This window comes from Nocardia sp. NPDC058480 (assembly GCF_042720495.1).
Taxonomy (GTDB): domain Bacteria; phylum Actinomycetota; class Actinomycetes; order Mycobacteriales; family Mycobacteriaceae; genus Nocardia.
Genome location: NZ_JBHXMN010000001.1, coordinates 65,913 through 80,818, shown reverse-complemented (window position 1 = coordinate 80,818; position 14,906 = coordinate 65,913). Strand labels below are relative to the sequence as shown.

General features: G+C 65.8%; 11 protein-coding genes. 7 read left to right on the top strand and 4 right to left on the bottom strand.

What is annotated here, in order from left to right; genetic code table 11:
- Positions 1-122 precede the first annotated feature (122 nt).
- The 4 genes from ACFWO8_RS00350 to ACFWO8_RS00335 all read left to right on the top strand — a co-directional run bounded on the left by ACFWO8_RS00350 (position 123) and on the right by ACFWO8_RS00335 (position 5,112).
- Positions 123-1,979, top strand: a complete 1,857-nt coding sequence (locus ACFWO8_RS00350) for an SCO2524 family protein (protein WP_378940294.1) — start codon at positions 123-125, stop codon at positions 1,977-1,979.
- 4 nt (positions 1,980-1,983) lie between these two features.
- Positions 1,984-2,901: an SCO2523 family variant P-loop protein gene (locus ACFWO8_RS00345; protein ID WP_378940292.1), complete on the top strand. Its 918-nt coding sequence runs from the start codon at positions 1,984-1,986 to the stop codon at positions 2,899-2,901.
- A 153-nt stretch (positions 2,902-3,054) separates the two neighbouring features.
- Positions 3,055-4,056 carry an SCO2522 family protein gene (locus ACFWO8_RS00340; protein WP_378940290.1) on the top strand — a complete coding sequence of 334 codons (1,002 nt, stop codon included), beginning with the start codon at positions 3,055-3,057 and terminating at the stop codon, positions 4,054-4,056.
- Between the two features lie 87 nt (positions 4,057-4,143).
- Positions 4,144-5,112, top strand: coding sequence for an SCO2521 family protein (locus tag ACFWO8_RS00335; RefSeq protein ID WP_378940288.1), 969 nt, complete (start codon positions 4,144-4,146; stop codon positions 5,110-5,112).
- Here ACFWO8_RS00335 and ACFWO8_RS00330 read toward each other — a convergent pair whose 3' ends face one another.
- From ACFWO8_RS00330 to ACFWO8_RS00315, 4 genes are all read right to left on the bottom strand, one after another.
- On the bottom strand, positions 5,113-5,970 hold the full coding sequence (locus ACFWO8_RS00330) for a hypothetical protein (RefSeq protein ID WP_378940286.1): 858 nt from the start codon (positions 5,968-5,970) through the stop codon (positions 5,113-5,115).
- Entirely contained in the window at positions 5,967-6,500 is a 534-nt protein-coding gene (locus ACFWO8_RS00325) for a GNAT family N-acetyltransferase (protein ID WP_378940284.1), read from the bottom strand. The genes ACFWO8_RS00330 and ACFWO8_RS00325 overlap by 4 nt, the downstream gene beginning before the upstream one ends.
- A 161-nt stretch (positions 6,501-6,661) precedes the next feature.
- Positions 6,662-8,146 (bottom strand): MFS transporter, encoded by a 1,485-nt coding sequence (locus ACFWO8_RS00320; protein ID WP_378940282.1) that lies wholly within the window; start codon positions 8,144-8,146, stop codon positions 6,662-6,664.
- Between the two features lie 202 nt (positions 8,147-8,348).
- The gene (locus ACFWO8_RS00315) at positions 8,349-9,020 is read right to left on the bottom strand and encodes a FadR/GntR family transcriptional regulator (protein ID WP_378940280.1); all 672 of its coding nucleotides are present in this window, start codon (positions 9,018-9,020) and stop codon (positions 8,349-8,351) included.
- A 339-nt stretch (positions 9,021-9,359) separates the two neighbouring features.
- Here ACFWO8_RS00315 and ACFWO8_RS00310 point away from each other — a divergent pair, with 339 nt between their 5' ends.
- The 3 genes from ACFWO8_RS00310 (at position 9,360) to nirB (ending at position 14,854) form a co-directional block, all read left to right on the top strand.
- The gene (locus ACFWO8_RS00310; protein WP_378942924.1) at positions 9,360-10,505 is read left to right on the top strand and encodes an MFS transporter; all 1,146 of its coding nucleotides are present in this window, start codon (positions 9,360-9,362) and stop codon (positions 10,503-10,505) included.
- A 315-nt stretch (positions 10,506-10,820) separates the two neighbouring features.
- A complete protein-coding gene (locus ACFWO8_RS00305; protein WP_378942918.1) occupies positions 10,821-12,275 on the top strand; it encodes a nitrate/nitrite transporter in 1,455 nt (484 codons plus the stop codon).
- 29 nt (positions 12,276-12,304) lie between these two features.
- Positions 12,305-14,854, top strand: coding sequence for a nitrite reductase large subunit NirB (nirB, locus tag ACFWO8_RS00300; protein WP_378940278.1), 2,550 nt, complete (start codon positions 12,305-12,307; stop codon positions 14,852-14,854).
- The last annotated feature ends 52 nt before the right edge of the window (positions 14,855-14,906 follow it).

The window sequence follows — 14,906 nt, the reverse complement described above, 5'->3', positions numbered from 1 at the left end:
GTTGAGACCCAACGTTTCCTGCTGCCACGCGTGCTATCTTCATCGAGCATCGCCGCCATGTGTCCTGCCTTGGACCCGGGGGATCCACTGCGGCCCGTCACGAGCGGTGAGGATTGCTGCGGGTGAGAATCCAGCCCAGACAACAGATTCTGGACATTTGGAGCGCCATGCTCTCGGCCTGTTATCGGGACGAGAAGTGGCATTGGGACGGCGTCCTCGGCGCCAATTCGATCAGCGATTCCGAACAGCTGCTGTGCCTGCTGTACCCGGCGACGGAGATCGAGAGTTTCGCGCTGGATCGGCCGGACGCCATGTCCGACGACGTCAAAGTGGCGTTGGAGGCATTCGGCGGACAAGCCAGAATCGGCATCACGGTGCTCGGTCTCACCGAGGAGTATCTGGCGCGCAACACGAGTGCCGACGGGCTACCCCGCTTCGACGCGGGGAGTTACCTGTCCGCGCCCGCGGACCGTGAACCGACACCGACGCAGCACGCGCTCGAAGTCGTCGACGGGTACTCCATGTCGGTCACCGTGTGTATCGCGGCGCTCGGCTTCGCGCGGGTCTTCGATCGGTGGGCCCGGACTGAGCGACGCAAGGACATCAGTGCTCGGATCGTCGATCTGAGCGCCGGTCTGAGTACTCGGCTGACGGCCGCGATGACCGGCCTCGTTCGGAGCTTCGTAGTCAACACGGCATCACCGCGGTCACCGTCGGGCAAGGCGATGCTCGAGATGCTCAATCAGTCCGGGCAGCCGGAGAAATCGGTGATCGACGCCGTCGCTCGCAGCCTCGAGCGCGTGCGCGCCCGCTTGCGCAGTGACGTCACGCTCGGCCGGGCGCCGGAATCCGAACTCGACGACGAAGACCTGCTCTTCGAGTGCGGTTGGAGCTGGGGCGTGGTCCAGGGTGCGGATCCGGTCGACTTCGTACCGAGTGCGATCGGCTCCGGCACCGGCTATGCCGACCCTCGGCCCTACCTCTACTTCACCATCACCGCGCTCGACGGCATCAACGACGTTCTCTCGCAACGAACCAGAGAGCTCGACCTGCTCGACGACACCCAGTATCGCCTGGCCGAAGCGCTGCGAGTGCGCTGGGATATCACTCAGCGTTACTGGTCCACCGTCGCCCGTTTCGGCACCGGAACATGGCCGCTGGAGGACATTCCGTGGCGCACCTCCGATGGCGAGGAATCGGACTACTTCAGTCTCATCGTGTCGGCGGTGCTGATCCAGGAACTGGTGGCCCGCACCGCCTCCGACGACGATCTGACCAGAGCGATCGGGATCTTCGACGAGCTGGCCAGCCGCGGTCGAATCGTCCGCCGACCGACGAAGGCCGACCCGTCGATCGCCCTGCACTATCCGGGCGTGCGGATGAAACTGCGCGGGAGCGAACTCGTCGAAGGCGGTGGGCCTCGATTGGAATGGGTCGCCTCGGATTTCGCGCCGGTGCTGCTCAAGCGTTCGCTGCAGGCAGCTCGTCTCTCGGGCAACATCACCGCGCGTGACCGGCTGATGGAGCTGGCGAAAAAGGTAATGGACCATATCGATCTGCGCATGATCACCGACGGTGACGCGGTCGGGCTGTGGGACGATCCCGGCGCCGCGTTCGGGTCGGCGACAGCCGCCGGTCAGACATTGCCGTCCTGGTACATGACCGAGCGGGTGATCGAATGTCTGGTCACCGCCGACCGTACCTACCGAGAAGCGCCCCTGCGGTCCCCGGCCATGGTGGTTCGTGCTGTCGAGCTGCTCAACGAGGCCGAACATCTGCTCAATCAAGAGATGCTCAACGTCAGCGTCGAGGACACCTCGGCCAATCGCATTTCGCTCGACGGCGTCGAGCAGCAACTGGCCAGAGCCAGAAATGTGGTGAATACCCAACCGGGAACGGCCTTCACGCTCGCCTCGGCCGCCCTGATCGAACTCGATCGGCTCGCCTATGCCCGCCTCGACGCGATGAGGAGCTCCTGATCCGATGATCGTCTTCGCCACTTCCGACAAGGGTGGAACGGGCCGCTCGGTGACCAGCTGCAACCTTGCCTACCGGCTGGGATTGCGCGGGATCAACACCGTCTACGTCGACTTCGACTTCGGTTCACCGACCGCGGGCGCGCTGTTCGAGATCAGCTCGGTCGAACGTGGCACGACACCCGGCAACGGGGTGCACAGCTATCTGCGTGGCCACAACAGTGTTCCGCAGCGCCTCGATGTGCGGGCGAGCACCAACCGGGATGCGCTGCGCGGACAGCGACGTGGCGGCAAGTTGTTCCTGCTACCGGGTGACGAGGGCGGCGGCGAGAGCATGTCGGCCAACGATTCGCAGGTGGTGCGCCGCTGCCGTGAACTGTTGCTCGATCTGGACAGCACCTACAAGGTGGTGATCGTCGACCTCAGCGCCGGACGATCAGTGGCCATGCAGATCGCGCTGGAAGCCACTCGGCCGCAGGACATGCCGGGCAAAGAGGTGTTCTGGCTCGTCTACCACCGCTGGACGCGTCAGCATCTGATGGCGGCGCAGGGTTTGGTGCACGGAACCAACGGGTTGCTGAAGACGGGTGTTGACCTCGGCTATTCCGCCGAGGATCTGCTGGCCCGAATCCGTTTCGTCCGCACCGCGGTGCCGCGCGTCACCGATGAGCACGCGGCCAGCGGCGGACCACAGGCGGCGTGGTTGCTCAAGCAGAACGACGCGCTGAAGTCGCTCGCGGCGGAGTATCGACTCGGCGCGGGCGCGCTGTTGGGGGAGACGCCGGTGGAGCCGGTCCTGCAATGGCGGGAGCAGATCGTCCTCGACGCCGATGTCAACGCGGGTATCGCCAATCGGGCGACAGTCGAGGCCTTCGAAGAGTTGGCGCGCAGGCTGTGGGATAGAGCGACCTGGGTGCGGGTGTAGCGACCATCGCAATAGGGACAAAACTTGCGAAAGGGACTGGGAGAGGGGATGATTGGGCCGTCGTGTGTGTTGTTGTCGCCCGATAGGGCCCTTCCGTGACTAGAATCGCACGCGGTTCTGTCCGGGATCGGTTGACAAAGGGGCTGTGAATTTGTGGTTGGCGCCGTCTACGCCGAGTCGACGGCGTCTGTGCGTGTCGAAGCTGTTCCGTTGGCACATGTTTCCATCGAGGTAGGGCATTTCTATATGTCCGACCTGATCAACGGTGAAGCGGCGATCGCCGCGCAATTTCGCCGGGTAGCCCCGTTGGTCGAGATGTTCACCGAGGTCGCGAGGCAGGAATTTGCCGCCGCTGCCGGCGGCCCATCGCGCGTTCGAGTGAGTACCTGCTTCCTCCTCGATGATTACTTTCAGACCGACGCCGACCCGCGCGTGATCGTGCCCAACCTCCTCCGCGTCGCCGCCGAGTCAGGGGTGCGGATCGACTATCTCGGTAGCGAGGCGGGCTGCCACGAACATCGGCGCAGGCAGCATGACGAAACACTGATTCCGTTGGCGCAGATGGTCGCTGACTCGATCATCGCGGAACCGGCTCCTGGCAGCGCCGGACGTCGCCCGCCCACCGCGGAATCCGGCTGGCTCTGCAACGGCCAGCGATCGAGTGATCGTGAGGGGGAGCAGGCGATGGAGGTGAACTACCGGCCCTCGGCGGAGTTCGCCGCGCGCAATCATTCGCTGTTCCTCGATGTCGAAATGTGGCGCAACCGTGCCGCGACGCAGGATGTGCTGTGGTCGTGCCCCTTCTTGGCGTCGGTGTGGCAGCTCCTCCGTCTTGGAATGCTTCGCTTCGAAGGACGAGCCATCGTCGATGCCGAACAATGGGGACCGGACAGGGAATGGCCTGCGCGCTGGGACGAATTCCCGAGCGTGATCAAGCTGCAGGAGCACGCGGCCCCGTTCGCAGCGTTCCGGTCGCTGTCGATCCTGCCGCAGCGCTACGTGGGTATCGAGCACGCGGTGCGCATGATCCTCGGCCATGTCGAACAGGACCCCGGCGTCGTCGAGTTGCTCAACCGACAGGCACGCGAGCAGCACATCGAGCTGACCGGCGATGTCGCCGACCGGCTCTCGCACTTCTTCCTGAGCGCCGTCTGAAGCCGGTGGTCGGCAGGCCGAGCACGCCCGAGTCGGCGCCCAGGCTCCGATGCCGCATTATCGATCGATACCGGATACGCTGCGACAATGCATCTCAGCGGCGGATCGCTGGCACTTCTCGGTGAGGTCCGTACCGGTCTACTTCCCGAGTCGCGGGCGCTGAGCCGGGTATCGGCGGCAGACCTGCTGACCCTGGTTCGTGGTCGCCGCGCGCAATCGCGGGAGCGGCCGGTCACCTGGGCGCAATCCCCGGTCGTCCACGAAGGTGTCGACTGCCGATTGGCGACGCCGAACCGCAGTAAGGTGCGCGCGGTCGGCACTGTCGCCACCCACGCGACGATCCGCGGTGGTCGTATCCTGCAGAGTTCGGCGATGGCCACGGTGGTCGCCGGTGGAGGTACGCACCGGCGGAGCTGGGGGCACTACCTCGGCCGGATCGGCACCGTCGAAACCCTCACTCGGCTCTCGCCGGGCATCGGCGGTCAACTGGTCGACGGGTTTCTCGGCCCGCCGGATCCGACAACGGTGACGCTCGACCCAGGCGCCATCGCGGCCCGGCTGTTCACCCGGGTGCGCACTGATCTGACGCTGAACCAGACACCGCCGATCCAGACCAGCGCGGCCCGGCTGCGGTGGGCCGCGCAGGTCCGGCCAGGCGTTGCGCCGAGCCTGTCGTTCGTGCTGCTCGACGACGAGACACGACTCGTCTCGGTGGTCGTCGGCGATGAGACCGAACTGGCCGCGGCACAACGATTTTGCGAAGACCTGGCGGTGCACGACTGGCTGTTGACGGTGCTCACCGAGGTGATCGACGAGGCCGAGATGGCCGAGTTGTCGGGCAGTTCGCCCGCTCAGGTGCTCGCCCCGTTGCTGGAGCATCTCGTCCACCTGTGGCTTCCCGGTGCACTCACGCCCCCACCGCTGCGCGGGTTGTGGAACGCTGTCGAGACCGACCCCGGGTTCACCGTGCAATGGAACTCACGGATCGGTCAGTTGCGCGATCGTGTCGCGGTGGCGACGCTGGGAGCGCTGAGCAGATCGCAGTCCCGGTGGTGATCACAGCCGGAACAACTGCCGCACGAGCAGCGCGAAGAACACCGAGGTTGACACGATGCCCGCGTACGACTCGACGATCAATGTCGCCTTAGCGGGCAAGCTGCGCACACCGACGCTCTCGGGGTCGACCGGATTCAGGAAGTTGACCAATCCGATCCGTACCGCGGCGAGGAACTCGATGTCAGGGGCGGTCACGTAGAAGGCCGTGACGAAAACCGCGATCTCCGCGGCGATCCACGCCAGCAGAAGAAATGGTCGATAACCGTAGCCACACAACAGGTCCGAGACCGCGCCGGGTAATCGCCGCAAGCGTCGACCGCGCGCCTTCGTGCGGGCACGCGCCATGTTCAGGCCACAACGATCCTGGCCGCGCGGATTCTCGGTGGTGGTGTGCAGCCGATAAGCCTGTCGGTAGGCAAGTGCGGCGTGCGCAGGCAAGCGGTGTGCCGATAGTTGTCCACCGAGCTCTTCGTAGATATCGGCGAGGAGCGTGGATTGCGTGCGACTCAGGCGCAACGGCCCACGGAACTCGATCTCGGCGGCGAACAACGCCGTCAATATCGTTTCGCAGGAATGCTCGCGGCCGGTGGATTCGAGCACACCGGGGTCGGCCTCGCGATAGAGGTGCGCGAAAACGAGGCTGTCGCCGACCCGGCGAGTCGAGGGTGGGACGTAGTCGGCGAGAAACTGTTCGACCCGATGGTTGAGGTCATCGAGTAGCTCGTATTCGTCCGGCCGGTGCGTGGATCGCAGGAAGTCGGCCACGACGTCGGTGAAAGCGCTGGCATGCCGGCGGATGAGCGTGGTCTTGGACGCGACGAAATCGCCTGGACGATCGAATCCGATGTGCTCGGTCATCGATCGTCCACCGGTCCGCGGTCTTTGAACCAGCGTCGGTCGGTGGGGTCGGTGGCGGTCCAGTCGTAGCCGAGCCGATGGACCAACAGGTCTCGCGGTTCGTCGATCCCGAAATACTGGTCCTCGTAGTTCGCCCAGGTGAAGCCGGAATCCTTGTACAGATTCGACGCGGGCACATTCGACGGACGGACGGTGATGAAGACCGCGTCGACCTCCGATGACCGGCAGTGTGCCATCGCCCGCTCGAGCAATAGCCGGCCGAGTCCGCGCCCCCGGTGCCCGGACGACACCGCCAGACCCAGCAGCCAGGCGTTGTGCCGACCGATGGCCACCATCGCGTAGCCACACAGCGAACCAGCCAGATCCGCTACCACCCAATGGGATCCGTGAATGTCGAACAGTTGGCGCAGGGCGAAATAGGGGTAGGCGAGTGGCATGAACTCGGTGGATTCGAGCTCGGCTATCGCGACCAGATCTTCGACGGAGGCGGCTCGAAACCGTAGCTCTGCCACCTCATTCGAGATGTCCAACAGCACTCACCTCTGCCCGCCCCGGTGCCAGTCTGAACTCCAGAGTAAGGGCAGTTCGGGCGCGGCGGCCACAACACGGTTCGAAATGTGTTGTCACACAGCCGAAAGCCACGTTCGGGAGGGGAACCGAACGTGGCTTTCCGCTGGGCGGGGTGGATGGATCAAACGCTGGCGTAGGCCAGGGATGGGGCTTTGTCGGTGGCGAAGGAGCTGCGCAGGTAGCACCACCAGGTGACGGCGGCCATGACGAGGAAGATGGCGGCGTAGGCCCAGAAGGCGGGGGCCATGGTCTTCAGGTGGACGTTGGACAGACGCAGGGCCTGCTGGACGACGAAGCCACCCGCGGCGCCGACCGCGCCGATGACACCGATCGCGGCACCGGCTTGACGCTTGGCGGAGGTGGCCGCCTCGGTCAGGTCCATGCCGTGCTCGGAGGCGTACTTCTTGGCGGTGGCGTTGAAGATCGACGGGATCATCCGGTAGGTGGAGCCGTTACCGATACCGGCCAGGATGAACAGGGCAAGGAAGGCGGTCAGGTAAATCGGGAAGCTCTTCAGGTCGACAGCGAGCACGATGACCGCCACCGCGATCGACATACCACCGAAGACGAACACGGTGATCTTGGCGCCGCCGCCGATCTTGTCGGAGACCCAACCACCGAACGGGCGGCTGAACGAACCGACCAGGGCGCCGAGGAAGGCCAGGTTGCCCAGGGTGGTGATCCAGCCGATCTTGGCCAAATCGGGGAAGGTGGCCTTGATCAGGGTCGGGAAGGCGAACGAGAAGCCGATGAACGAGCCGAATGTGCCGATGTAGAGGAACGACATGATCCAGGTGTGCCGGTTGGTCAGCGCCAGCTTGTAGGACTTGCCGTCGGACTTCGCCTCGGCCAGGGAGTCCATGAAGTACAGCGCGCCGAGGGTCGCGACCACGATGAACGGCAGCCAGAACAGCACGGCGAGGGTGATACCGAAGCGGTAGCCGCCCGCGTCCTTGGCCATGATGTGCGTGCCGAAGGTGATCAGCAGCGGCACGATGAGCTGGGTCTGCGCGACGCCGAGGTTGCCGCCCGCGGCGTTGAGGCCGAGCGCGGCGCCCTTCTTGCCCTCGGGGAAGAAGAACGAGATGTTCGACATCGACGAGGAGAAGTTGCCGCCACCGACACCGGCGAGGGAGGCCAGCACCAGGAACACCCACATGGGCGTGCTCGGCTGGTTGACGAAGTAGAGGATGCCGAGCGCGGGCAGGAACAGCATCGCGGCGCTGAACGCGGTGAACGCGCGCCCACCGAACCGCGGCACGGCGAAGGTGTACGGAATGCGCAGGGCCGCGCCGACCAAGGTGGGGATCGAGGTGAGCAGCAGCGCGTTGCTCACGGCCACCGCGTTGCCCTTGCCGAGACCCTCCAGGAAGCTGAAGCCGGCCGGGCCCATCGCGGTGACGATGGAGCCCCAGATGACCCACAAGCTGAAGCCGAGATTTTCGGCGAATACGGAGAAGTACAGATTTTTCTTAGCGGTCTTCGCGCCGCCGGATTCCCAGAACCCTTTGTTGTCGGGGTCCCAATGGGAAATCCAGCGGCCCTTCCTCTGGTATTCGAACGACGGGGCTTCCGTCTCATGGCCGGTGGCGGCTATCGCGGTCATCGGCTTCCTCTCGATCGGGCTCGATTGGAGCAGCTCGCCTGGTGCTCGGCGATGCTCCTTGCGGTGTCGAGATAAAGGTAGGAGCCGGTTGTTGCGTGATAATGGCCTCAGGTGACATTCCAGGCAACTCGGGCTCACCGCGCGAATTCGCTGGTGGTGACAGCCCGGTTACCTGGATTCAGTAAGCGGCGCTACGCGCTGTTCAGCGGTCCGGATATTCGGCGATGAGTGACCCGAGGAAGCAGTTCGCGGCCTGCACGGCTCGCTCGGAGTCGCCGTCGATGATGGCCTGCACGAGCTCGGCGTGCTCGGTGTCGTAGGCGTCGTCGGATTTCGCGGTGCGCGCGTGGATCACCTGCTCGATGATCGGCAGCAGCGAATCGTAGAACTCCAGATACACCGCGTTGTGGCTGGCGACGACGATCGCGCGGTGCAGTTCGACATCGGCGGCAATGGTTACCGGGTCGGCTTCGGCCCAATTCCGGTTGCTGCGTTCGGCGAGCAAGCGCTGCAGGTTCGCGATATCGGCGTCGTCGCGGCGGCGCGCGGCCAGTCCCGCCGCGGTGGTGTCGAGGGCTTGGCGCAGCTCGAGGATGTCGCGTTCGTGCGCGTCGGCGAAATACTTGCCAAGGGTGCCGCCGACCTCGGAGGTGGCGATCACATAGGTGCCCGAGCCCTGGCGGCGTTCGAGCATGCCCGCGTGCACGAGCGCCTGGACGGCCTCGCGGACAGTATTACGGCCGGTCCCGGTGAGCTCGGTGAGCTCCGGTTCGGTGGGGATCCGCTGACCTACCGGCCAACGGCCGGAACGGATCTCGGCCCGAAGCTGTTCGGTTACCTGGGCGATGAGGCTGGTCCGCCGGACGGGTTGCACGTAGGTAAGGGTACTGGGCTGTTCCGCCTCCCCGGGACTTCAGGCCGGACTTGTGCGCGGGGTTGACCTGGGCAGGCGGCCGGCGGGATGTCGGCGGTGCGTCAGCCCGTTCCCGGTGAGTTACCCATGTCCTCGCGTTCGGGAGATCGCTCACAGTCGCTTGTAGAAGTCATCGGGTCATCCTATGATTCTCGAGTGCCGCCGCTCCGTGATTTCCAGCCAGCTTCTGGCGCCGGGTCGACCCCTGTGGACGACCGGCGTGGTCGCGTCGACCCGTCTCCCGAGATCACCGAGCGGTCGCTGATCGAAGGTCGGCTGCTCGTTCTGGCGGCCATCATCATGTCGGCGCTCACCTTGCGCGCCGCTGTCACGGCATTCAGTCCGCTTGCCGAGCGGATCGGTGCCGAGGTCGGGTACGGGGCGGGGATCATCGGGGTGTTCGGCATGTTGCCGACCGCGATGTTCGGGCTCGCCGGGCTCATCGCGCCGCTGGTCGTGCGCCGATTCGGGCTCGAACGGACCGTGCTGGTGGCGATGCTGCTGGCCGGTGCGGGGTCGCTGGTGCGGGTGTTCTCCACCGGGACCGTCGAATTGCTGGGGTTCTCCGGGGTCGCGCTGCTCGGCATGGGCATCGGCAATGTGGTGATTCCGCCGCTGGTGAAGCGGTATTTCGGTGATCACCTGGCGGTGATCAGCTCGCTCTACATCGTGATGGTGCAGCTCAGTACTGTCATTCCGGCGTTCATCGCGGTGCCGGTGGCCGAGGCGCACGGCTGGCGGATCTCGATGGGTGTGTGGGCGCTGATCGGCTTCGCGGCCGCGATCCCGTGGTTGGTGGTGCTGCGCGATCGGCGTGGTCGCGACACGGTCGACACCACCGCGCTGCCCGCCGAAGCGCCCGAGACCGGCAAGGTCTGGCGTTCGCCGGTGGCTTGGGGGATGGCGGGCATGTTCGGCATGACCTCGCTGACCACCTACGCGATGTTCGCCTGGCTGCCCAAGATCCTGTCCGACGCGGGCGCGAGCGCCGGTTTCGGCGGCAGCATGGTGGGCTTGTTCGCGCTGATGGGGCTGATCCCGGCACTGGGCGCGCCCACCGTGGTCTCGCGGATGCGCAACCCGTTCCCCGTTGTTGTCGGCTGCATGGTGCTGTTCGCGACCGCTTTCGTCGGCCTGCTGGTGGCACCGATGCACGCCCCCTTGCTGTGGGTCGTGCTGCTGGGTCTCGGCCCATCCACCTTCCCGATGGCGCTGACGCTGATCAACCTGCGCACCCGCACACCCCATGGCTCCGCGGCGCTGTCGGGCTTCACCCAGGGCGTCGGCTACGCGATCGCCTGCCTGGGCCCGCTGCTGTTCGGCATGCTGCACACCTGGACCGGCGGCTGGCTCGTCCCCTTCGCCATGCTGTTCCTCGCCCTCGGTGTCCTCCTCGCGGGCGCCTGGCAGGCCTGCAAACCGCGCATGCTCGAAGACACCTGGTAAATGCCGACTGATCGTCGGTAACTCGCTGACGCACAATTTCTCACTGCCGCCTGCCTGCCGAAGTGCGATCTGTGTGACCCAGTCGTAGAATCGGCGGAGGGGCGGCGCAGATCACACCCTCACGGGCGTTTCTGCCGCTTTCTTGCTGCTTCCTTACGTGCGGAAATCGTTGCGTCACATGCACGAAACAAAAGGGCTGATCTCACCCCCCTGATCGGGTGATGGTGAGAAACCGTTGATTCGCGCGACATTTCCCGCAGCATTTCGGCAATACCCATTTCCTACCGTTGGGCCATCGCACTTTTGGGAGGCCCAATCTTGAGCACGCTGAAGCGGAACCACGACATCGACAACTGGGATGCCGAGGACGTCGCGGCCTGGGAAGCCGGTGGCAAGGATGTCGCCAAGCGCAACCTGATCTGGTCGGTGATCGCCGAGCACGTCGGATTCTCGGTGTGGTCGATCTGGTCGGTGATGGTGCTGTTCATGCCCACCGATAAGTACGGCATCGACGCGGCGGGCAAGTTCTTCCTGGTCGCCATGCCCACGCTGGTCGGCGCGTTCCTGCGCATTCCCTACACCGTCGCCACCGCCCGCTTCGGCGGCCGCAACTGGACGATCTTCTCCGCGTTCATGCTGCTCATCCCGCTGGCGCTGACCGCGTACTTCGTCAACCAGCCCGGCACGTCCTACACCACGTTCCTGATCGTGGCCGCGTTCGCCGGCTTCGGTGGCGGCAACTTCGCGTCGTCGATGACCAACATCAACGCGTTCTACCCGCAGCGCCTCAAGGGCTGGGCGCTCGGCATGAACGCCGGTGGCGGCAACATCGGTGTCCCGGTGATCCAGCTGCTGGGCCTGCTGGTGCTGGTCACCCTCGGCGGCGACTACGCCACGGTGATCTGTGCCATCTACCTCGTCCTGGTCGGTGTCACCGCAGTGGGCGCCGCGTTCTTCATGGACAACCTGACCAACCAGAAGGCCGACCTGTCCTACATGGTCAAGGCCCTTCGGGTGCCGCAGTCCTGGGCGATCGCCTTCCTCTACATCGGCACCTTCGGTTCGTTCATCGGCTACAGCTTCGCCTTCGCCCAGATCCTGCAGATCAGCTTCAAGGCCGGTGGCGACACCGCCGCCCAGGCCGCCGTGCACGCCGCGTCGATCGCCTTCATCGGCCCGCTGCTCGGTTCGCTGGCCCGCCCCTACGGCGGCAAGATGGCCGACCGGATCGGTGGCAGCAAGGTCACCATCGTCACCTTCGGCGCCATGATGGCCGCCGCGCTGCTCGTGATCACCGCCTCGACGCTGGCCGACCGCAACAACGGCATCGCCACCGGCGCCACCATGACCCTGCTGGTCGCGGGCTTCATCGCCCTGTTCGTTCTGTCCGGTTTCGGCAACGGCGCCGTCACCAAGATCATCCCGTCGGTGTTCGAGGCCAAGTCCAAGAGCCTGCCCGTCTCGCGGGTCGAGCAGGCGGCCTGGTCGCAGAACACCTCCGGCGCCCTGATCGGCTTCGTCGGCGCCATCGGTGCCCTCGGCGGGGTCGGCATCAACATGGTGCTGCGCAGCTCCTACGCCAGCACCGCTTCGGCCACCACCGCGTTCTGGGTGTTCCTCGCCTTCTACGTGGTCTGCGCCGCCGTTACCTGGACGGTCTTCCTGCGCCGTCCGCGCCTTACCTCCGACACCGCTGTCGTGGTCGAGGCCGAGTCCCTGGTCCTCGAGGCCGAAACCAACGCTTCGTCGGCCAATTCGTCGGCTCGCTGACAACCGACCATTACAAGGAGGTCACTCTCATGAACAGCACTCGCAAAACAGTGGTCGTGGTCGGCCACGGCATGGTCGGACACCGCTTCGTCGAAGCCCTTCGCTCGCGCGACGAGGCAGGCCAGTGGCAGGTCATCATCCTGTCGGAGGAGAGCCTGCCCGCCTACGACCGCGTCGGCCTGTCCTACTACGTCGGCAACTGGAACGCCGATGACCTGGCCCTGCCCGGCAACATGTACAACGGCGACGCACTGGTCGACCTGCGACTCGGCCAGCGCGGCGAGTCCATCGACCTCGAGGCCAAGACCGTCACCAGCACCAGCGGCGACGTCATCGCCTACGACGCCCTGGTCATGGCGACCGGCTCCTACCCGTTCGTGCCGCCGGTCCCCGGCCACGATCTGCCCGAGTGCTTCGTCTACCGCACCATCGACGACCTCGACGGCATCCGCGCCGCCGCCGAAGCGGCCGGTCCCGGCGCGCACGGTGTGGTCGTCGGCGGCGGTCTGCTCGGTCTGGAAGCGGCCAACGCGCTGCGTCTGCTCGGGATGACCCCGCACGTCATCGAGTACAACGGCCGCCTGATGCCCGCCCAGGTCGACGCCGGCGGTGGCGCGATCCTGGAGAAGCTCGTCTCCGATATCGGCCTCAATGTGCACACCGGAGTCGGCACCGCCAAGATCGTCTCGATCGAGGAGGAAGGCGCCGACAACGTCACCGTGCACCTGTCCGACGACGCCGAGATCAAGGCGTCGCTGGTGGTGTTCTCCGCCGGTGTCCGTCCGCAGGATGCCCTCGCCAAGGCCTCGGGCCTCGAGATCGGCGCCCGCGGTGGCATCCAGACCGACCTCACCCTGCAGACCTCCGACCCGAGCGTCTACGCGATCGGTGAATGCGCCGCGATCGAGGGTGTTTGCTACGGCCTGGTGGCCCCCGGTTACACCACCGCCGAGATCGTCGCCGACCGCCTGCTCGGCGGCGCGGGCGAGTTCCCCGGTGCCGATATGTCCACCAAGCTGAAGCTGATGGGCGTCGACGTGGCGTCCTTCGGTGACGCGCACGGCACCACCGAAGGCGCCCTGGAGGTCGTGCTGCACGACGCGGCCAAGGGCACCTACGCCAAGCTGGTCGTCTCCGACGACGCCCAGACCCTGCTCGGCGGCATCCTGGTCGGCGACGCCAGCCAGTACGCGGCGCTGCGCCCCCTGGTCGGCCGCCCGCTGCCCGCCGACGCCGCCGCGCTGATCTCCCCGGCCGGCGCCGAACTCGGTGCCGACGCGCTGCCCGACGACGCCCAGATCTGCTCGTGCAACAACGTCAGCAAGGGCGCCATCTGCGGCGCGATCGCCGAGGGCGCCTGCGATATCCCGGCCGTCAAGAGCTGCACCAACGCGGGTACCTCCTGTGGTGGCTGTGTGCCGATGATCAAGAAGCTCCTGGAACAGTCCGGCGTCGCGGTGTCGAAGTCGCTGTGTGAGCACTTCTCGCAGTCGCGCGCCGAGCTGTACGACGTGGTCGCCGTCACCGGCATCCGCACCTTCTCCGAGCTGATCGCCAAGCACGGCAAGGGCGCGGGCTGCGATATCTGCAAGCCGACCGTCGCCTCGATCCTCGCCTCGACCTCGAGCGAGCACATCCTCGACGGCGAGATGGCGGCGCTGCAGGACACCAACGACCACTTCCTGGCCAACCTGCAGAAGAACGGCACCTACTCGGTCGTCCCGCGGATGCCCGGTGGTGAAGTGACCGCCGACCAGCTGATCGTGATCGGCGAGGTCGCCAAGGAGTTCGACCTCTACGTCAAGGTCACCGGTGGACAGCGCATCGACCTGTTCGGCGCCACCGTGGATCAGCTGCCGCTGATCTGGAAGCGCCTGGTCGACGTCGGCATGGAGTCCGGCCACGCCTACGGCAAGTCGCTGCGCACGGTGAAGAGCTGCGTCGGTTCCACCTGGTGCCGCTACGGCCAGCAGGACTCGGTCGGCATGGCCGTGCTGCTGGAGAAGCGCTACCGCGGTCTTCGTTCGCCGCACAAGATCAAGCTGGCCGTCTCGGGCTGCGCGCGTGAGTGCGCCGAGGCCCGCGGCAAGGACGTCGGCGTGATCGCCACCGAGAACGGCTGGAACCTCTACGTCGGCGGCAACGGCGGCCTGACCCCCAAGCACGCGGTGCTGCTGGCCGGTGAGCTCGACGACGAGACCCTGATCAGCTACATCGACCGCTACCTGATGTTCTACATCCGCACCGCCGACCGCCTGCAGCGCACCGCGCCGTGGCAGGAGGCCCTCGAGGGTGGCTTCGACTACCTCAAGGCCGTCGTCTGCGACGACAGCCTCGGCATCGCCGGTGACCTCGAGGCCGCCATGGCCAAGCACGTCGAGGGCTACAAGGACGAGTGGGCGGCCGTGCTCGAGGACGAGAACAAGCTCTCGCGCTTCGTCTCCTTCGTCAACGCCCCTGACGAAGCCGACGCGACGATTTCGTTCGACGACAGCGGAGAACGCAAGGTCCCCGTGCTCCTCGGTCTTCCCGGCATGCCCGTCGGTGTTGGTTCGGACACAGCACCGGCCGGGAAATAAGTACTTAACGCTGCGGAAACAGGGCGCCTGTACCAATAGGTAAGGCGTTCGG